14 protein-coding genes and 1 pseudogene are annotated in these 16,485 nt (G+C 69.8%); 5 read left to right on the top strand and 10 right to left on the bottom strand.

Going from position 1 to position 16,485, the window contains the following annotated elements; translation table 11 throughout:
• Window positions 1-608 precede the first annotated feature (608 nt).
• Together AB0C99_RS26220 and AB0C99_RS26215 are read left to right on the top strand one after the other, a co-directional pair.
• Window positions 609-2,213, top strand: coding sequence for a hypothetical protein (locus AB0C99_RS26220; protein ID WP_362479660.1), 1,605 nt, complete (start codon window positions 609-611; stop codon window positions 2,211-2,213).
• 261 nt (window positions 2,214-2,474) lie between these two features.
• Window positions 2,475-3,371, top strand: a complete 897-nt coding sequence (locus AB0C99_RS26215; protein ID WP_362479657.1) for a hypothetical protein — start codon at window positions 2,475-2,477, stop codon at window positions 3,369-3,371.
• A 429-nt stretch (window positions 3,372-3,800) separates the two neighbouring features.
• Here AB0C99_RS26215 and AB0C99_RS26210 read toward each other — a convergent pair whose 3' ends face one another.
• Together AB0C99_RS26210 and AB0C99_RS26205 are read right to left on the bottom strand one after the other, a co-directional pair.
• Window positions 3,801-5,984: a HEAT repeat domain-containing protein gene (locus AB0C99_RS26210; protein ID WP_362479654.1), complete on the bottom strand. Its 2,184-nt coding sequence runs from the start codon at window positions 5,982-5,984 to the stop codon at window positions 3,801-3,803.
• Window positions 5,985-6,279: 295 nt separating this feature from the next.
• Entirely contained in the window at window positions 6,280-6,984 is a 705-nt protein-coding gene (locus AB0C99_RS26205; RefSeq protein ID WP_362479651.1) for a hypothetical protein, read from the bottom strand.
• Window positions 6,985-7,243: 259 nt separating this feature from the next.
• Between AB0C99_RS26205 and AB0C99_RS26200 the strand changes: the two genes are divergently transcribed.
• On the top strand, window positions 7,244-7,504 hold the full coding sequence (locus AB0C99_RS26200; RefSeq protein ID WP_362479648.1) for a hypothetical protein: 261 nt from the start codon (window positions 7,244-7,246) through the stop codon (window positions 7,502-7,504).
• A 15-nt stretch (window positions 7,505-7,519) separates the two neighbouring features.
• Here AB0C99_RS26200 and AB0C99_RS26195 read toward each other — a convergent pair.
• A pseudogene (locus AB0C99_RS26195) lies at window positions 7,520-7,973 on the bottom strand (transposase).
• Window positions 7,974-8,095: 122 nt separating this feature from the next.
• Between AB0C99_RS26195 and AB0C99_RS26190 the strand changes: the two are divergent.
• Window positions 8,096-8,923 carry a DUF4253 domain-containing protein gene (locus tag AB0C99_RS26190; protein ID WP_362479645.1) on the top strand — a complete coding sequence of 276 codons (828 nt, stop codon included), beginning with the start codon at window positions 8,096-8,098 and terminating at the stop codon, window positions 8,921-8,923.
• A 284-nt stretch (window positions 8,924-9,207) separates the two neighbouring features.
• Here the strand turns inward: AB0C99_RS26190 and AB0C99_RS26185 are convergent, their stop codons facing one another.
• The 6 genes from AB0C99_RS26185 to AB0C99_RS26160 form a co-directional block, all read right to left on the bottom strand.
• On the bottom strand, window positions 9,208-9,480 hold the full coding sequence (locus AB0C99_RS26185) for a hypothetical protein (protein WP_362479642.1): 273 nt from the start codon (window positions 9,478-9,480) through the stop codon (window positions 9,208-9,210).
• A gap of 582 nt (window positions 9,481-10,062) precedes the next feature.
• Window positions 10,063-10,350, bottom strand: coding sequence for a hypothetical protein (locus AB0C99_RS26180; protein WP_362479639.1), 288 nt, complete (start codon window positions 10,348-10,350; stop codon window positions 10,063-10,065).
• Between the two features lie 379 nt (window positions 10,351-10,729).
• Complete coding sequence (locus tag AB0C99_RS26175) at window positions 10,730-12,262, bottom strand: hypothetical protein (protein WP_362479637.1); 1,533 nt, start codon at window positions 12,260-12,262, stop codon at window positions 10,730-10,732.
• Window positions 12,263-12,962: 700 nt separating this feature from the next.
• On the bottom strand, window positions 12,963-13,211 hold the full coding sequence (locus AB0C99_RS26170) for a suppressor of fused domain protein (RefSeq protein WP_362479634.1): 249 nt from the start codon (window positions 13,209-13,211) through the stop codon (window positions 12,963-12,965).
• A 13-nt stretch (window positions 13,212-13,224) separates the two neighbouring features.
• Window positions 13,225-13,545: a hypothetical protein gene (locus tag AB0C99_RS26165; RefSeq protein ID WP_362479632.1), complete on the bottom strand. Its 321-nt coding sequence runs from the start codon at window positions 13,543-13,545 to the stop codon at window positions 13,225-13,227.
• Window positions 13,546-13,754: 209 nt separating this feature from the next.
• Window positions 13,755-13,886, bottom strand: coding sequence for a hypothetical protein (locus tag AB0C99_RS26160; protein ID WP_362479629.1), 132 nt, complete (start codon window positions 13,884-13,886; stop codon window positions 13,755-13,757).
• A gap of 399 nt (window positions 13,887-14,285) precedes the next feature.
• On the opposite strand from AB0C99_RS26160, the gene AB0C99_RS26155 reads away from it, so the two are divergent.
• The gene (locus AB0C99_RS26155; RefSeq protein WP_362479626.1) at window positions 14,286-14,735 is read left to right on the top strand and encodes a SpoIIE family protein phosphatase; all 450 of its coding nucleotides are present in this window, start codon (window positions 14,286-14,288) and stop codon (window positions 14,733-14,735) included.
• Here AB0C99_RS26155 and AB0C99_RS26150 read toward each other — a convergent pair.
• Window positions 14,732-16,291 carry an FG-GAP-like repeat-containing protein gene (locus AB0C99_RS26150; protein WP_362479623.1) on the bottom strand — a complete coding sequence of 520 codons (1,560 nt, stop codon included), beginning with the start codon at window positions 16,289-16,291 and terminating at the stop codon, window positions 14,732-14,734. The genes AB0C99_RS26155 and AB0C99_RS26150 overlap by 4 nt on opposite strands.
• Window positions 16,292-16,485: the final 194 nt, after the last annotated feature.

Here is a 16,485-nt window from a genome sequence, read left to right as displayed (position 1 = left end):
TAGCCGTACCCGGAGTGGGCGCCCGCGCGGACGAACGGGACCAGGCCAGCGCCGGCGACGCGCGCCATCGGGCCTGCGCGGACTCGACCCGCCGGCCTGAGATCCGCCGCCGTCCTGCCGACCGTCACCAAGGCCCTCGCGTACGCCCGCCAGGCCACAGAGCACGCGGTCATCCAGGCCGGACAGGCCGCCGACGAGGTCAGGTGAGAGAGCGAGCGCCCCGAGGCCGTCAACCCACGCACGTGACTCAACGACAAGCAGGTGCAGAGGGACGTGGCAGCGCGGTAGACCTGCAGGCCCCTCTCTCTGCCCGCTCCTCACCTCGCCAGGGAAGGAGAGGCCACGCCCGCTGTGTTCACCGCCCGGCAGCCCGTGCCGAACGTGCAGGGAGCGGCGGAGCAGACGTGGACCCGTCCGTCTGGCGTGCACCATCAAGCCCGGGATCCGCCAGCCGGCTACAACGTCCCGTCCGGCTCGCGCGACACGTCCCAGACCGGCCCACTCGGTCAGCTGGTCGTACGTCACCATACTCAACTGCTGGACTTGACCAGCATCGCGTGGCTGCCGCGTAGTCCGGTCCGGGCGCAGCACGATGGCAGGATGACACGGTGTCCGATTCTCTCCGTGAACTGTGGCTGCGTGGCATCGCTTTCAATCCGGCGGCGCCTTCCGATGTACTGATACGCCTGATGGATCGAGCGGCCGGTAAGGCGGGCCCGTGGATGTGTGAGGGTCGTGACCTGCCCGACGATGTCATCGACGCCGCCCTGCGGCACCCGGACCGGTCGATCCGGCGTGCGCTCGCCTGTAACCGGCATGTCGACCCGTCGCGACTCGCCCCCTTGGCAGCGGACCCGTCGGGGATCGTCCGCGGATGGCTCGCCGGCGGCCCCCGCTCGCGCTCCCGATGGGTCAGACCGCTGCCGGACGACATCCTCGTCACCCTCCTGACGGCCCAGGACGGGGGTGAGGACGGCTTGCTCACCGAACACGAGATCGTCGAGGAGCTCAGGTCCTCCCGGCAGATCCCTGTGTCCTTCTACCGCTCCATGGCCGGGCACGAGCACCCCAGAATCCGTGAACAGGCCGCCTGGAGGTGGCAGTCGCTCACTCCCGCGCAGCGCGAGGCTCTGCTCGACGACCCCGACCCGGCGGTTCGGGAAGCGGCCCGGAAGAGCTGCTGGGAACTGGACCCGGAAGCGGTGGAGGCCACGCTGCCGTCCATCGGTGCGCTCAGCAAGCCGCACGTGCTCGCCACATGCGCCCTGTCCCCCGCGGTTGTCGAGCAGTGCTTCGCGGACGGCATGGTGCACCCGCTCACCTGGAACCGCCACACCCCGGCCAACGCTGTCGCCCGGCTCGCCCGCCACCCCGAGGCGAAGGTCCGAGAGATGGTGGCCGCCCGGCCCGACCTGGAAGCCGACCTGGTCACCGAGTTGCGGGAGGATCCGGACCAGGATGTGCGGACACGTGCACGGCTCCACCCCTTCCCCCGCACCTGGGCCGAGTACTGGGCGATCCAGCGAGTCATAGGGCACGGTGCGGACTGCACCTGCCCGATCACCGAGCCGGCCACCGAGCCGTCGCCCGACTGGTTCGCCGCTTGCGCCGCGGCAGAGGAACCGGTGCTCCGCCGGGTTGCGGCGAGCTGGCCCGGCCTGCCCGCCACGCTCGTCGGGAAACTCGCGCAGGATGACGACGAAGAGGTACGCATCCGGCTGGCCTGCCACCACTCCCTGGCTCCCCCCGACCTCCTCCTGGACGTCTTCATCCGCCGCCCGGCCCACCGGCCGCACCTACAGACCCTGTCCGCGTTCCCCCGTATCGGCATGGCCCACCTCATCAATCACCCGGACCCCGAAGTACGCGCCCTGGCTGCAGCCGATCCGGCCCTGCCCGAGCCCCCGGTGCAAGACTCCGACGAGTCGGTGCGCCGGGCAGCCGCCACCAACCCGAGCCTCACACCCGACGCCCTGGAATCCCTCCTCACCGACCTCCGCACGGCCGAAGGCGCAGCGGCCAACCCGTCCCTCCCCAAAGCCCGCATGCGCACACTCCTCGACCGCTGCCTCAACAGCGCCACCCCGCCGACGGCGTCCCGACGCGAGGCCCGCACTGTTTCCGGTGGGGTGAACGAGAGCCACGTGGGCGGTGGTTTCGAGAGCCGCCTTGATCCGTCCGTGCAGGAGATGGACAACGGTGTAGGTCCTTGATCGGCGGCGGGACTGAGAGCCACCTTGATCGAGTGACTTCGGGTTGGGAGTGTCTGCGGCAGCGGGGGATGGATGCCAGCAGTTTGGTGCTCTGGGCCCTGCCGGTCCGTGTCCCTGACAGGCGCGGTGCGGACGGGCCCACCCCTTTTGCTGCGTTCGCGAGATTGGTGGACGGCCCCTTCCAGCGTTGTCAGGGGCGGGTGCGATGATCCCCGAGGTGGGCGTGAGCTCGCCGGTGTCTCGACCCGGGGGTGGCTCGGCTTGAACACGTGGCAGGAGTTGTCGGCGTCGGTGGAGGAGCGCCTGACGGCCATGTCGTCGGGCGAGCGCGGCGTCTTCGCCGCTGGCACCGCTGAACGGCTCATGAGCTGGCATGAAGCACTGCCCGAGGAGGATCGGGCACCGTTCACGATGAGTCTGCGGCCACTGCTGAACTCCGTTTGGGAGGGCTCCCTCGGGGACTCGACCGGCTTCACGGCCGTGAAACGGGGTGTGGCCGAGTACATGCTCAGCGAGTACTGCCACAACGATGGGCAGCACGGTCCCGAGGATGCTGACGACGACGCGGCGGCCGCGACGCTGTATGCCGCGCACGCCTACCTGTTCGAGTGCCGTGACTTCGCGGTCTGGGCCAGCCGACGGGCCGTGGATGCCGTGGACGAGCACCTTGAGTACCTCGCCGAGCAGGAAGAGGACCTGCCCGACCTCGACGAGGCAACCATTGCCGAGCTCCAGCGCCAACTGCGGGATCTCGACCTCATCACGAGATACTCGAAGGATCTGAGGCTCGCCAGCCTCGGGTTGCCCACCGACACCTCGATCCGGCTTCGCGTTGAACTGCGGACTCCTCTTTCTTTCCCGCCGGGACTGACTGGTCGAGCAACCTGTTCAGTTGCGTCCTTCGGCCTCGGTGACGCGGAAGCGGTAGGACTCGGTGCCGGTCTGGATGAGGGTGCAGCGGGCTCCAGCACGCTCTCACGTGGCAGCGGCTTCTTCCGCTTCGCCAGCACCGGGCACACCAGCGCCTTCGCCACCGTGTTTCGCGATACCCGGTACCGCTGGGCCAGCATCCACCCCGACACCGTCGGATCAAGCCGCTTGTCCCGGCGGGTCCGCTCAAAGATTCACTCACGCGACCTGTACCCACCGGTCTCCTGACATGACCGTGGTCAACAAGCACAGAGTCTGAGCGGCCCGAAAGCGGCATGTCACACGCCATCACACCGGGTGGCTCCCGAAAACCCCGTCCCAATGGCTCTCCTAACAACCCGCTAGAAACACCTGCACCAAGAAGCCGACGGAGCCGAGGATGTGACGTTGGCGGCCGCGGTCTGGCGGTCACGGGACGCCGACGGCGCGGTCGGCTGCTGTCGGCAGCGCGGCCACTGAGGCGCGTCTGGAATTCTGCCGCTGCGGGGCAACCTTCCTGCGTCTGCACCCTGGATGGGCCTCTGTTCCCCGTCGGGCTCGTCGGTGGCCCCACCCGACGTCGCGCTGCTGAGCGCCGCTGCTGTCCTTCGTACCCCGGCCGGAGACGGTGCGGCACTCGATCCAGACCTGCGAGCCTTGCACACCGGTGCGGCCGGCCTATTCGCTTCTTGCCCGTGCCGGGTCCGGAAGGTCCCTCAGGCGCGTGAGGATGGCACGGCAGGTGTGCTCGACTTCGAGGTCGACAGCGACGGCGCCTGACCACATCTGGTCGCCGCGATGGGGCTGCGCAAGGGCGGCCTGGATCTGGGGCAGGGCGGGGCGTGCGGCCGCGCCCATACGGTTGAGGCAGGCGAGGACGTCGCGGACGGTTGAGTCGTTGTCTTTCCAGGCGGCCAGCAGCGCCGGCACTACGGTGCCGGCCTCGCTCACGTCGCCTATGCCCCACAGGGCGGATGCGACGTGGACAAGGGTCCACGAGTCGTTCGATACGGCCGAGCCGTTCTGCTCGTTGCGGGCGTTCTGCTCGACCCGCTCGCTCAGGATCTGCCGCAGGCGCGGCAGTACTGCTGCGGCGCCAGGGCCGATCCGGCCGGCGAGGTCGATCGCGTCGAAGTTCCGGTGGTCGTCGAGGAGGTGTTCCAGAAGCGGCACGACGCTCTCAGGGCGGCGTTCGAGTTCCCAGACGGCGCCCGCCGCAGCGGTGCTCAGGGCATCATCGTCTGAGTCGGTGAGGGGGCGGACGACGTCCAGGACGGATGCGGCGCGGGAACCGAACGACGCGAGCGCCTTCAGGACAGGCTCAGCGGTGCGCCCTTGCTTGTGCCGGACGGCGGCTCGGACGGTCTCGGCGAGTGCGGGTACGGCCGTCGGATCCCCGAGCTTGGCGAGGGCGAAGGCGAGCGTCGCAGGGCTGATGTCGGGCCACTGCCGGGAGTGGTCTACGTCAGCGAGGCGCCGGATCAGCCGGGGCGCGAGATCCGCGGCGCACTCTGGCAGGTGACCCACCGCGTTCATGGCGCGCCAGGCATCGGTGTCGGTGTCCAGCGCGACGAGCAGGCTGGGCAGGGCCCGCTCGTCCCCGAGGCTGGCCAGGGCCACGACGGCCAGCTGGTGGGCGCGGCGCACGGCACGGTGCGGGCTGGCCCATGCATCCGGCCGGTGGGCGGTGACGTAGGCGGCAAGGGCTTCGCGGGCCGGTTCGGCGAGGGCGGCCAGCGATCCGAGCGCCTCGGCCGCGGCCGCGGCGGTGTAGGAGTCGTCCGGGAGCAGGCAGTCGCCGATGAGCCGCACCAGGCCGGTGTGGTCGCCCCGCCAGGAGGTGATCAGACTGCGTGCCATGTGGATGGCGTCGTAGCGGGTACCCGGGTCCGGACTGTGCAGCTGCTCGTTGAGCAGAGCCGTGCGGTCTTCGACACGTGTGCCCAGGGCGCTGTGGAGAGCCGTCAGCAAGGGGGTGGTGGTGGCGTGGACGCGGCCCTGCCGTTCGAGGTCGGTGAAGGCGGCCGCGATGTGCCCGGGGACGTTCGGGTCGGGTTCGGGCTCGGCCTCGCACGCACACGGACGGGACGGATCCCGTTCCCTCTGCTCGGCCTCCTTGGTCTGGGGTGCGGGGGTGACCTGGCGGAGCAATTCGATCGCGGTCCGCGCCGTCTGGTCGTCGATGGATCCGGGAGCGCAGCGGGCCCGGTGGACGAGCGCCGCCAGACGGGTGTCCGGATCGGTTGTTTCGCTGTCGGCCAACGCGTCCAGCCACGCCCGCGCCGGCGCGGCGGCCGCAGGCAGCCGAAGCGCCAGGTCGGCCATCGTCCGCACCACCAGCAGACGCTCGACGGCCCCGCTCTCCTCCACAAGGCGGCCTTGCAGTAGCCCCACCGCCCGTTCGGCATCGTCCAGGAAAAGGCCCAGACCCTCGATCGACGCCCGGCGCACCCTCGGGTCGGGGTCCTCGGCGTAGGTGACGAAGGCGTCGGCGTGCTCGCGCATCAGGCGTGCGATGTCCGGGTAGATCGTGGACTCTTCACCGTCCTCGCCGCAGATGACGGCGTAGATCTCCTCGGCATCGACCGCTTCCCGCCCGATGCTGAGCAACAGCGCGACGACTTCCCCGCGGTCAGGAGTCCCAGGGGCGTCCGCCATCGCTAACAGGAACGGCAGGCTGGCCTGCGTGCTCGAAAACAGACTCCCTTGATGGAGCGCTGCGCTGTAGAAGTTGCCGAACGCCTTCTCGCGTACGGCAGGGTCGGGCGACATCATGCCGCGCAGCCATCCCGGCACGTCGTCGGCCGGCCCGTAGGCGTGCCCCAGGGACGCCCAGTCGGCCTTGTCCAAGTCGTTGATCATGACCGGCACTATGCAGGGCGGCACTGACACTCGGGTCAGGCCCGCCCCTGGCATCGGCCCGCGGCCCACGAACTGGCCGCCTACGCTCCCCCTCAGCAGGCCGTCGGGCCGGTCAGGATTCCTGACCGGCTCCAGGAGGAGTTCAGGAGGGGTGTTTCCGCGGGTCAGCACCGACAGTCATTCATTGGCCCTCCGGTCTGGCCGACGTGCCGGTTTCCCGCTCCTGCGGAAGCGAGTGCTTCTGGCCTGACGCTCCGCGACGGAGCCGCCCCCATCGGATGCGGCCTCATCCAGTTCAGTTCTGGTTCACTGGCCAGATGGCGGCGGGATCACAGCGCGCCGGGCATGCCAGCAGGTATACCTCGTTGCCGAGGAACAGTTGATAGCCGTCGATTGAGCTGGAGTACGGCTGTTCGGGTGCGCCGGGCGCGGTGGTGAAGTCCATGTCCTCCGGCACCTGGCACAGGTAGACCAGCTCGGTGCCGCACGCGCACTGGTACGACTCGGGGTGCTGAGCCCACGAGGGAGTTCCCCCGACCTTGAACGACTGCGAACCCAGGCCGCGCTCATTCGACTCGTCTGCGAATGGACGCAGGGTCAGCGGCACCGGATGCAGGGACGGTTCACGTTGCGCCAGTGGTGTGGGACGGCGTTGCAGTAGGACCCGCCAAAAGGGCCCTGGGTACGGCGGCTGAGGTGCGTTCCAGAAGGCTGGCGCAAGGCGGCCGTCAGACGTCGGCGGATCGGTGGCGTCGTTGTGCTGCCGGCAGTGGAAGACAAGCAGGTGGTCACCGCCGAAGTGCTCCACGTCGTGCGGCAGGTCGAGCTGGAAGAACAGCACCATCCGGTCGTCGCAGAAGCACGTCGGCCATTCCTCTCCCTCGTCGAGGAAGGGCCATCCGCCGATCGAGTCCCGTCTCGGTCGATCAAGCGGCGCGTCGGCGACCTCGATCGCATACGCAAGCACGCCCACGAGGGGCCTGGTGGTACTCGTGCTCATGCCCGAATCCTAGACATGCACCAGGGGCCACCTACGCGCAGGTCCGCGTAGCGCAGGCCGTGATTCGCGGCGCCGAACTCCCACCAGCGGTTACCCACTGTGCGCGCTCCACGGAACTTGAGCCAGAACCCCAAATGACCCGCCAAAATCACCCCGGAGCAGCCCACCGTCTCCGCCGGGACCTCGCGCCGGGCGACATCGGTCCGCAGGACGTACACGATGCCCATGAAAGGGCGTTTTATCCCGTAGGTGGTGTTTGGTGAAGCAGCTGCTCAGAGACGTGGTGCGGCTCCGATCGGCTGCGGGGTTCAATGCGGTTATGGAGAACGCTTTGTGGGACAGACTCTCGGTCGAGGTCCGGGTGGAGGTGGACCGCCGCGTTGCCGCGGAGCGGAACGTGGAGGCCATTGCGTTGATGTGCGAGCGCGCTGAGCTGCCTCGGCCAGGGTTGCATGAGTGCGTGGGTGTGCTGGATCAGCGATTCACGGTGATTCGGGAGCGGTCGGTGAGCCCTGGGTGATGCGGGATGCCGCGTTCAGGCGTTGCGCCAGTTCGGGGTGGATTCGCGGGTGAGCCGGCGGCTCATAAGGTCGATCATCGCGAGGCGGATCATGGCTTCGGAGCAGTGGGGATGGGTTTCGTAGTTGCGGGCCAGGCGGCGGTGGCGCATGAGCCAGCCGAAGGTCCGCTCGACGACCCAGCGTCGAGGGATGACCTTGAAGTCTTTCACGACAGGGGCGCGGTGAAGGACTTCGACGTCGATGCCGAGGGTGGCTCCGTGGTCGATGGCTTTGGTTCGATAGCCGGTTTCGGCCCATGCCTTGGTCACCCGCGGGTGGGCCTTCGCGATCTGGGAGATAGAGGACCGCGTCCATGATCCGGCGAAGGTCGTGCTCGGGCGGACGGCCGATGCCCAGGCCCTTCCCTCTCCGCTCGGCCCGCCAGGCCGATAGGATCGGTCCCAGCAGTTCCCACCGGGCATCGGACAGGTCACTCGGATGCGGCCGCCAAACACCACCTACGGGATAGAACGCTCTTTGAGTGGTTGTTTTTCGTCCTGATGCCTGGCCGCGGCCGTGGTCTGTCAGTGGGGGCCGTTACCTTCACAGTCATGACGACACACGCCAAGCCGCTGACGGTGCTGTTGACCGACCCTATGGGCGGAAGCCTGGGACTTAGCCTGCCGCCGGGCTCACTGGTAACAGAGACCAACGACGGCCCTTGGCCTGAGCCGCTGCTCTGGGTGGCCGATGGGGTCGCAGCACCTCGTACGTGGGCCGAGTACCTGCCGGCCCGGGATGCGGGACTGCAGCCCGTCCTTCTCCAGGACGAATCCGGTGTCGAGGAGTGGTGGGCCGGCGAGCTGGACCCCGGCATGATGTCGAACCCGGGCGCCCATCACGCCGAGGAGGTCCTCAAGGACTTCTGGGAGTCCGCGGCATCGGAAACCGAGGAGAGCGAAGACGATGAGGACGCGGGCGAGACCATAGCCCCGTTCACGCAGAGCTGGCCCGGGATTGCGCTGCCGGGAAGCACGCCGGCAGGTCCGGACACGACTGCCGCGGAAGTGGCCAAGGCTTTGGTCGGGCACTCGCTCAAGAGCCCTCGGCTGGCTTTGGTCCCGGTGGACCGGTCTGCTGACCTCCCCGCGGCGATCGGCTGGTCAGGTCCGGTGAACCACGAGAACGACGTGGCCCGGCTGTGTGCCGTTCTCCGTTCCTGGGAGGACCGCTTCGGAGTGCGGGTGGTTGCTCTGTCGTACGCACGGCTGGACCTGTCGGTCGCGGCCCCTCCGCAGACGCTGGATGAAGCTCTCACGGTCGCCGCGGAGCACTTCGCGTTCTGCCCTGACAACATCTGGCAGGGGTACGAGAGCATCCGCCTCTACGCGGAGGAAGCTCTGGTGGGCAACTCCCACTGGACGTTCTGGTGGGACTGAAAGGCTTCCCGCAGTTCCTTGCCGGGTCAGGTCACACCGTCGGCTGCTGGGGTCTTCTTGGTCCACCGGGCGGGTTTGCCGCCCGGGATGCCGGCGGCGCCGGTCGGGAGGTGGGAGCGGCAGCGAGGCCACCTGTTCCCACGGGTCGCCAGGAACAAGATCACCACTCATTCGGACACCCTGCCGGCCAAGATCGGCAAGTATGAGACACGCAGCTCAACTCATTCTGAATCGATCAGCAAGAGCTGTCCCGTAACTGTGGTTGCGGAGTGGCCGCATCCTCGTCAGATGCTCGGCTCCCTCCACAGATGCCGTTCGCCCAGGGTCCCGAACCGTACGTCTCCGTTTTCAAGGTCGACGAGGATGGGCCAGCAGCCCAACAACTGCTCTCTCGAATCGCGCGAGGCAAGGTACTGGACGGAGTTGTAGGGCAGGATCAGGAGCCCGTTGCTCTCGCGTACCCCCACAGTGTCGATGGCGAGAGGTGGCTCGTCATCTCGCTGGCTGCGTGCGAGAAACGCCACCCCGAGCTGCAGGGCTTCGTCCTGCTCCATCATCCGTCTCCAGTCCGTCGGTGCGACAGGGCACGACTTCGACAAGGGCTGCGGCTTCCCCCACGTCAACGACGACCGACACACTCGCCGCCAGAGCTGCTGCAGGGGCTCACCGCCGTTACGACGACCGCCAGCGCCGCGGCGCTGGTCCACGTTCCCCACCTGCCGTTCTCCATCGCGGGGGATCATCGCATGACACCAGCAGGGACCTCGGGATGATCTTGAAGCTGCGGATTCGACTGACCGGGTGACGGGTTCGTGGGGGCTTTCGCGCCGCCGCCCGTCGGGCCTTTCGGCCTGCGAGCATGATGGGTGTCCGAGACAGCACAGGCAAGAGCGGGAGCCCCGTGCTCCGGGGCTCCCGCACTCGGATCCGTCGGGGCGGGCGCTGCGGACGTGGTTCCCGCCGGAGACGGCCCACACCCGCCGGCGGACGGCGAGCTCGCCGCAGCGGTAACCGGCAGGCAGAGGCTAGCCGTTCACGCGCGGATCGGGGTCACCCTCCGGGAGCACAGCTGTGCCGCCGGCTTCCAGGGCGGCGGCGACAGGGTCCAGCACCCAGTGTCGGATGAAATGCCCGGCGGCCTACCGGCCAAGCTGGGTGTCCAGGTCCGGGTCCTGGCTGTCTTCCAGCTTCAGTCCCGCGATCCACTCCAGACAGTTGACGCAGCGGAGGTTGGGACGGCCGGTGATCCTGTGCGCGCGGATCATGTGGGCGCTGTAGGGGTTGCCCAGGATCAGGGCGTCACGGCTGAACGGGTCGTCGGCCAGGGCCTGGACCCAGCGGGCGATCACGGCCTGGCCCTCCGTGCAGCACGGCGCGGGGAGGGCGTCCAGGATGACGGCGGGCGACAGGGTGGCGGTGTCGGTCATGGGGGTGTCGCTACCGCCGGTGGGGCGGGAGCGGGAATGGTGAAGGCCCACGGTGAGGACAGGCAGCGGGCCTTCGCACGGTGACCGTCAGGCGGCGAGTTGCAGCGGCCCGCCTTCGTCGACCGTGTGGGCACTTTGGTGGGCCCGCATCTCCACCGTCCACTGATCCCCAAGGCCGTATGAGCTCGGCCTCTGGCCCGCCATCCGCACCCTGGAGACCCAGTGCGATGGACATCGTTCACGCCGAGGGGCCACGGTGCCTGAAGACGGCCTGGCTGCGTGCGTTGCGGCTCCGCCCGGTTCCGAGACCGGGCGGAGGCCGGCCATGCGGCGTCTGGGGCGGACCGTGTGTCCGGTGGCACAACTCGCCGTTGCCGGCTTATGGGCTGTCGTCTGGCGGGAGCAGAGGGCAGGTGAGGGGGAGGATCCGCTCGCTCACCTGTCCGGTGAGGTGGGTGTCGGTGAGGGCGGCGTTGGTGAGCCAGTCAGCTTCGGTCAGCTGGTGGACCTGAATCTGCAGCTCGCCGGGTGTGGCCGGGACCCAGGTGGTGAGGGTGTCCAGGGTGATGCCGCGTCCCTGGAGGCCGAGGGAGCCTGAGGTGTCGGTCTGAGTGGCTACGGTCAGGGCGAGCAGCCGGGTGGCGGCAGTGGCCTTGGTCTTGCGGAGCTTCTTGTCCGAGACGATCTTCTGGGCCCATCCGGAGAGCTTGGGCCTCATCTTCTTGCCGAACGTGAACGGGCCCGTGCCGTCGTCGCCGGGCGCCAGAGAGGGGACGGTGACCGGGGTGGCGTTCTCCGGCCGGGAGGCGAGCAGGTCGGCGGCGGTGCCGGGAAGTTCCAGCCAGCCGCAGTCGCTCAGCTTCTCGACCAGCTCCTCCGGCCCGGTCAGGCCCAGCCCGGTCAGGTCCTGGCCGACGACGTTGCCAGTGCCGGTGTGCGCGGTGCGCAAGGTCAGCATCAGCACCAGGAGCCGGGCTTCCGGCCCGGGCAGCGGGGTGTGGTCGGTCACGTGTGCGAGGACAGTGCGCGCGTGCTCCCACTGCGCCGGGACCGCCAGCAGCCGGGCCACGGCCGGACCGCCGTCGACGATGATGTCGCCGGTGCGCTGCTGGTGCTGGAGGCGGGCGGCGCGGGCGGCCTGTTCGGCGCGTCGGGCTTCCCTCCGCAGGGCCTCGTCGCGGTTGGCATCGGCCCAGGCGGTGAAAGCGCGGGCCTTGCGGTCGTGGAGGTCTGCGAGGAGCGCCAAGTCGGGCTCGTTGCGCAGTTGGTAGGCGCGGAAGAGGTCCCCGAGTTCGATGAGCTCGTCCCGCAAGGTGACGGGCCGCAGGTCGTGGGGGACGACCCGCTGGGCGATCTTCGCTTGCGGCGGCCTCCGGCGCGCTGGTGCCGAGCGCGGCGCCGGAACCGGGCCTGAGGCGTCATGCAGGTCGGAAAACTGCGGCGCGACTGCACCCGGGGCGGCGGGAGTGGCCCGGTCCGGTGTCTGGGGCTTCTGGGAGGTGGCGGCGGTCTTCGCGCCGGGGGTGGCTGCCGCGCACCGGGAGCAGCATTCCCTCACCTGCCACAAGCGGCCTTGCCGGTCGGTGATGACGGCCAGGACGACGGGACCGCCGCACCGCCAAGGCTCGGCGCGCCCGCGACCGCTGTCCGCGATGTGGCTCTGGCAGCCCTCTTCCCTGCACGCGCAGTAGACCCCGGCTCTCGGGGCTGGGTCGGCGCGCAGGTGGTCCCTGATGTGAGCGACCGCGGCCGCCCGGCCGGCTGCCGCGGAGGGATGCCGCTGCTCGGCGCAGGCGGGGCGGCTGCACGAGATGCGCACCGCCGTACCGCCCCGCCCGGAGGCGTCCAGCCGCACCGTCCAGCTGCGCCCCGGCACCCGTTCCTCCAGCTCGCGCACCGCGGCCTGCGTCATTCCGGCGGACCTCCCGTCTCGTGGTCGTCGATGCTCACCCGCATTGGGCCGTGCGGCCGAGCGCGGGGAGCGAAGCCACCGTATGACGCAGATGGGCGAAGGCCGGTGAAGCCGCCCATGAGGCGGGGTAGTCCGTCACATTGCGCGCTGAACGGGCGTCTGGTCCGGCCGGAGGTCGTTTCTCCCGTTCGACCGGCAGAAGATCAAAAACTGTGCGGGTCCCGGGTGTCGTGACGACACCCCTGCCCGTGTCCTCCTCTTCCTCGCCTCGGCGGTCCCGCCTCTTCGGCGCCCTCACCGTTCTTGCCGCCGTCTTCGTCAGCGGCTGCTCCACCGACTCGCCGCCCCAGCACTCCGAGCGGCGGCAGAAGGCCGGCCTGAAGACCTTCCACGTCGAGACCGCGAAGGCACTGCGAGAGAAGGCGAAGGACCAGGTCCGGGCCGGGACGGCCCGGACCTGGAGCTCAATATCACGTCGAAGGGCTGCCTGCGCCCTGCGGCAGTGCGCCGACGGACTTCCACTAGCGGGACGCGATCGTCGCCGGTCCGTCGAGCCCGTGGAACTCCGGCCAGGTCAAAGACCAAGTGACCAGAGACAGCTTCGCAAACGCGCCGGCTGTGGTCGGGGTCAGGCTCGACCTCCTCCGCACTCGCATCCTCCCGAGGAACTGACCCGCTCCCCCGTTGTCGGTGGCGCGGGTCAGACCACGGAGGCGCGCTTGGGATCCACGGGGTCGATCTCGTGCTGGTCGAAGAGCCGCTCAAGTGCTTCGTGGCCGTGTTCGCGACGGAAGGCGATCTCGTTCGCCGTCACGGGAAGAGTCCAGAGGATGCGCGCGTGGCCGTTCGACAGGGGGCAATGTTCGAGCTCCGGCCCATGGAGGTAGGGCAGGCTGACGAGCAGGTGGTCGCAGGAGGACCCGGGGATCCAGGGCTCACCGATGGGCATGCTGTGTTCAAGGTCAAGACGGTGTCCAGCATGGTAGTACGCGATCTTCGCGAGAAGGGTCGACGAAGCTCTCGTCGCCCACTGGAGCGGTCAGGGCGAACTCCAGTCCTTGTCCGTGCTTCTCCCTTGCGGACCAGCAGCCGGCGGTGACGTATGTCCAGAGGTTGGCGCGCGGCCCCGGGCTGACCGCGAAGATGCGAAGGCCAGGAACGGCCTCCCGCCGACCAGGCCCAAGATCGTAGTCGTGAGCTTGAATCCCGTGCCCGGCGAAGAAGTTGCGGACATGCGACTCGACGGCCGCAATGGCCTGCCCCCTGCGCTCGACTTCGAACATGTCAGCGATGATCTCACGCGGCCAAAGAGCCTGATGGGCTGGCTGGCGGGCACCGAGGGGTACGTCACAAGATCAGCGACAGAGCCGACACAACGCGCCCGGAGAGATCACAGGCTGTGCACTCGGGATCCGGCGCGGTCGAACATCTGGCGTTTCAGCATCTTGATCCGGTTGACATGACCTTCGACGATTCCGGAGTTCCAGGGCAGTCAGAGGCCGGCGATGACGGCGTTCAGGTCCCGTTCGAGGCGGCGGGCGAACGACTGAAGGGCGGGAAGGCTGGCGGTGCTGGCGGCTTCGATCCATTCAGGCAGCCGGTGACCTTCCAGCTGGGTGAGCATGCGGGCGAACGAGCGCACGTGTGCCGCCAGGACATCGGGTTCTGGGCACGCGGCCAGGACAGTCGCCCTCCTGACCGCCGCCGACGTCCTGGCCGTCGCTCTCGACGAGCACAAGGCGAAGGACCGCGCGGACGCCGTCGCCGCCCAGAAGGTCCTGCTCACTCTCCATCTCGCCTGTGTCTCCGCTCTCCTGCTCATCCTGGGCGGACTGGCCCTCGCGGTGTGGCGCAGGATCGTCCTGCCGCTCGCCGACCTCGAATCCCACCTGGGACGCACCGCCGCCGACACCGCCCCCGTCCCAGTACCAGGCCGGCCGGGACCGCGAGGCCCTGCGCACCGACGCCGCGGCGTCCGAGGGAGTACGGGCCATCCTGAACACCCGTCATTCCCCCGGTGCCGGTGTCGTCACGGACGGGCGGATCCACACGGCCGAGGGCGTCATCGCGGAGACTTCCTGGACGTCCCCCCCTGCCGGACGGCACCACGGTCCTGATCCAGGGCGACGTCGCCGGGCACGGCACTCACGCCGGGCTGCTCGCCCTCCAGATCAAGAGCGCCGTCGTCGCGGTCCTCCGCCTCGACCCCGACCCCCGCGCGGCGGCGGCCGCCGCCTGGGCCATCGTCGCTCCCGAGGACGAACGATTCACCACCCTCGTCATCTCCGTCCTCGCCCCCCGGGGCGAGCGCCTCGCCTGGCTGAACGCCGGCCACGAGATCGTCCTGCTCCGCCGCGCCGACGGCACCGTCGAGGACCACGACGCCGACTGGGAGCGCGACGACATCACCGTCCTCGCCGCGGCCGTCGAGGAGCACGACGACCGGGCGCCCGCCGCACGCAGCGCGCCCTAGTTTCCGGGGAAGACCGTGCCGAGGGGCTTCCAGCCGTTCGGGCCCGAGGTGTCGCCGCCGTCGAAGAGCCAGGCGGAGACGGAGCCCGTGGGACCGGCCAGGAGGTAGTCGGCGTGGGTGTCGCCGTCGAAGTCGGTCAGCTCGACCCGGTTGTGGTCGGTGGTCACCCCGGTCGCCGTCCGGCCCAGGAACCGCCAGCCGCCGTGGCCGTCGCCGCCCCGGTTGAGGTAGGTGGTGACCGAGCCGTCGGGGGCGACGGCCCAGTAGTCGGCGCGGCCGTCGCCGTCGTGGTCGGCGAGGCGGACGCGGGTGCGGTCCTGGGTCGTGCCGGTGGCCACCTGGCCCAGCGGGCGCCAGCCGGTGCCGCCCGCGGCGTCTCCGCCCCGGTTGAGCCAGGCGTTCACCGCGCCGTCGTCGGCGACGGTGAGGTAGTCCGCCCGGCCGTCGCCGTCGAAGTCGGCGAGCCGGACCTGCTCGGGCCGGGTGGTCGTGCCCGTGGCGACCGTGCCGATGCCCTGCCAGCCGCTCGCGCCCACGGGGTCGCCGCCGTGGTTCAGCCACACGCGCACCGAACCGTCGGCCTGGATCGCCCAGTAGTCGGCGCGGCCGTCGCCGTCGAAGTCGGCGAGACGGACCCGGGTGCGGTCGCTCGTGGTGCCCGTGGCGACCGTGCCGAGCGCCTGCCAGCCGCCGCCCAGCGTACCGCCCCGGTTCAGCCAGGCGCGCACCTCGCCGTTGTCCGCGATCGTGAGCCGGTCGGTGCGGCCGTCGCCGTCGAAGTCGGCCCAGCGGACGGAACCGGTGCCGCCCGCCTCGTTCCCGGCCCGCGGGGCCTTCGCCCGGACGACCCACCCGTCGGTGACCGCCTGCTCCAGGGCGTCGTCGTACACCCGGGCCATCTTGCGGTACCCGGCGTCGTTGGGGTGGATGCCGTCGGGGAGCTCGGTGGCGACGTCCACGTTCGGCGCGTCGACGAAGGTGAACCGCTCCCCTCGGGCGCGCCGGTCGAACTGCTGGTCGCGGAGGAGGCCGTTGAACCGCACGGTCTCCGCCGCGACCCCGGTCGTCTCGGTGAACAGGCCCTGGACGATGACGGTCACGCCGGGCCGGTTGGCGAACAGCGTGTCGATCAGCTCTGTCATCCGGCCCGCGGCCTTGTCCGGAGCGGTGTGGTCGTTCTTCAGGTCGTTGATCCCGAGGTGGAGCAGGACCACGTCGGGGTCCGCCGCCCGCTGCCACTGGGTGACCCGGGGCAGGATCCCCTCGATGGTCCAGCCGCTGTGCCCCTCGTGGTCCCCGTCCTGGACACCGCCGGACGAGCCCGAGCCTACGAAGTCCGGCGTGAAGCGGGACTGGCCGGCCATCAGCTCCCACAGCGGCGCCCGGTACCCGCCCCCGTTCGAGCTGAGCGCGCCCTCGGTGATCGAGTCGCCGAGCGGCATGATCCGTACCAGCGGAGGGGCGGGCGCCGGGGCGGCGACGGCGGGGGCGGTGCCCAGGAACACGGAGCCGAGGGCGACCGCGAGGCCGGCCGCAACGGCGGTGGAGCGCTTCATCAGGGTGAGGTGCCTTTGCTGGAGGAGACGGTCCGGCCGGGTGCGACGGCCGCAGGGCCTCGATGAAGGGTGGACGACTCGTGTTCGTACCGCCCGTCATGAGGCCCCGCGGGGTGTGGCGTCCGGGTCAGCCGGTGTAGTAGCCGGCGATGTCGGCGATGAGGTCGACCGAGCCGGAGTGGTTGTAGAAGGTG

It is taken from the genome of Streptomyces sp. NPDC048659, from assembly GCF_040650575.1.
Taxonomy (GTDB): Bacteria; Actinomycetota; Actinomycetes; order Streptomycetales; family Streptomycetaceae; genus Streptomyces.
The sequence above is the reverse complement of the archived record's forward strand: the minus strand, read 5'-3'. Positions and strand labels throughout refer to the sequence as shown.

Bases quoted from the DNA above. Each gene is read 5' to 3' on its own strand.
- AB0C99_RS26185 (WP_362479642.1), bottom strand. From the start codon at position 9,480: ATGATGGAGCAGGACGAAGCCCTGCAGCTCGGGGTGGCGTTTCTCGCA.
- AB0C99_RS26190 (WP_362479645.1), top strand. From the start codon at position 8,096: ATGACGACACACGCCAAGCCGCTGACGGTGCTGTTGACCGACCCTATG.
- AB0C99_RS26165 (WP_362479632.1), bottom strand. From the start codon at position 13,545: ATGTTCGAAGTCGAGCGCAGGGGGCAGGCCATTGCGGCCGTCGAGTCG.
- AB0C99_RS26170 (WP_362479634.1), bottom strand. From the start codon at position 13,211: ATGCCCATCGGTGAGCCCTGGATCCCCGGGTCCTCCTGCGACCACCTG.
- AB0C99_RS26205 (WP_362479651.1), bottom strand. From the start codon at position 6,984: ATGAGCACGAGTACCACCAGGCCCCTCGTGGGCGTGCTTGCGTATGCG.
- AB0C99_RS26160 (WP_362479629.1), bottom strand. From the start codon at position 13,886: ATGCTCACCCAGCTGGAAGGTCACCGGCTGCCTGAATGGATCGAAGCC.
- AB0C99_RS26180 (WP_362479639.1), bottom strand. From the start codon at position 10,350: ATGACCGACACCGCCACCCTGTCGCCCGCCGTCATCCTGGACGCCCTC.
- AB0C99_RS26175 (WP_362479637.1), bottom strand. From the start codon at position 12,262: ATGACGCAGGCCGCGGTGCGCGAGCTGGAGGAACGGGTGCCGGGGCGC.
- AB0C99_RS26210 (WP_362479654.1), bottom strand. From the start codon at position 5,984: ATGATCAACGACTTGGACAAGGCCGACTGGGCGTCCCTGGGGCACGCC.
- AB0C99_RS26150 (WP_362479623.1), bottom strand. From the start codon at position 16,291: ATGAAGCGCTCCACCGCCGTTGCGGCCGGCCTCGCGGTCGCCCTCGGC.